Annotated in this window: 2 protein-coding genes; both read right to left on the bottom strand. The window is 72.9% G+C overall.

The window, feature by feature from the left end:
* Positions 1 to 610: xylulokinase (locus H5J30_RS30810; protein ID WP_258563619.1), on the bottom strand; the 610-nt coding region annotated here is incomplete at its 3' end.
* On the bottom strand, positions 607 to 1805 hold a 1199-nt coding region (locus tag H5J30_RS30805), incomplete at its 5' end, for an ABC transporter permease (RefSeq protein ID WP_258563618.1). The genes H5J30_RS30805 and H5J30_RS30810, both read right to left, overlap by 4 nt.

Below are 1805 nucleotides of genomic sequence, written 5' to 3'. Positions count from 1 at the left end.
GGAACAGCGCGGCGTCGATGCCGGCCGCCGCCAGCACCTCGGCGGACCAGGCGCCGGCGGGCTGGTCGTAGGCGTTGGTGCTGGAGGCGTCGGAGCGGTCGGTGGCCAGCACGCCGGTGAGGCGGTGGACGACGTAGTCCTTGGCCAGGCAGACGTGGGCCACCCGGGCGAAGGTCTCCGGCTCGTGGTCGCATACCCACATCACCTTGGTCAGCGAGTACGTGGGGTGGAGCTGGTGGCCGAGCAGGCGGTACGCCCGCTCGGCACCCAGCGCGGCGACGAGCCGGTCGGCCTGCTCCTGGCTGCGGTGGTCGGCCCAGATCAGCGAGGGCCGCACCGGCCGGTACGCGGAGTCGAGCAGCACCGCGCCCATCATCTGGCCGCTGAACCCGACGGCGGACACCTCCGCTGGGCGCACGCCGGTGTGCTCCAGCAGCCGCCGGGTGGCGGCGCACACGGCCCGCCACCACACCTCGGGGTCCTGCTCGGCAACGCCGCCGGCGCGGAAGTCGGTGCCGTAGTGCTCGGTCAGGGCGGCGACCGGGGTGCCGTCGTCGGCGTGCAGCGACGCCTTGTCGCCGGTCGTGCCGAGATCGTGCGCGATGATCATGGTGCCGCTCGTTTCGTCGGGGTCGGCTCACCGGCAGTCTTGTCCCCCGCGGCCCCCGTATCCGGTTGTGGCGTTCCGCCGGCCTGTCCGGGCTGCCCGTCGCGGGCGGCCGGTTTCGCCTTGCCGCCGCGGCGCAGGTTGTGGACGTGCTCGGTGGCGACGGCGGCCAGGATCAGCACGCCGATGACGATCTGCAGCCAGAAGGGGTCGATGCCCAGCAGCGTGCCGCCGTTGTTGAGCATGCCGACGACCAGGGCGCCGACGAGCGCGCCGAGCGCGCTGCCCTTGGCGCCGAAGAGGCTGGCGCCGCCGATCACGCAGGCGGCGATGGCCTGGAGTTCGTAGCCGTTGCCGGAGGTGGGTACGCCGTTGCCGAGGCGGGAGGCGAGCAGCACGCCGGCCGCGGCGGCGAGGGTGCCGGAGAGCACGTACGCGCTGACGAGCACGCGGCGTACGGGCACGCCCGTCAGCCGCGCGGACTCGGCGCTGGAGCCGACGGCGTAGACGTACTCGCCCCAGACGGTGCGCCGCAGCAGCAGTGCGAAGAAGATCGTGATGAGCACCATCAGCCAGGTCAGATGGGAGATGCCCAGCACGCTGCCGCCGCCGAGTTCGGCGAAGCCGTCCGGGAGCGGCTGCACGGTGCGGCCGTCGCTGAGCAGCAGGGTCGCGCCGCGGGCGGCGCCCATCATGCCGAGCGTCACGATGAACGGCGGCATCTTGAGGAACGCCACCAGCAGGCCGTTGACGAGCCCGGCGGTGGCGCCGACGAGCAGCGCGAGGAGCACGGCGGCCAGGATGGGCAGGCCGCCGCTCGTGTCGTAGACCATCTTGGCGGCGACGATGCCGGACAGCCCGACGACCGAGCCGACGGACAGGTCGATGCCCGCGGTGAGGATGACGATGAGCTGGCCGACGGCGATGATCGCGAAGATGGACACCTGCCGGCCGAGGTTGTCCAGGTTGGTGCCGGTGAGGAACGACTCGGTGGACATGGTCAGCGCGAAGGCCAGCACCAGCAGCACGGGGATGCCGCCGGAGGTACGGCCCAGCACCTGGCCCAGGCGCAGGATCTCCCCGTCGGCGGGCTGCCGGGCGGGGCGCTTGCCGAACTGGATGCCCTTGGACGTGCCGCCGCCTGCGGCGGGGGCGGTGGCTCTGGCGAGGTCGGTCATCGGTTCTCCAGGGACGGTGC

The sequence above is a fragment of the Streptomyces phytophilus genome (assembly GCF_013870535.1).
In the GTDB taxonomy this organism is placed as follows: Bacteria; Actinomycetota; Actinomycetes; order Streptomycetales; family Streptomycetaceae; genus Streptomyces; species Streptomyces phytophilus.
Note: the sequence above shows the minus strand (reverse complement) of the source record. Positions and strands in the feature narration are given on the sequence as shown.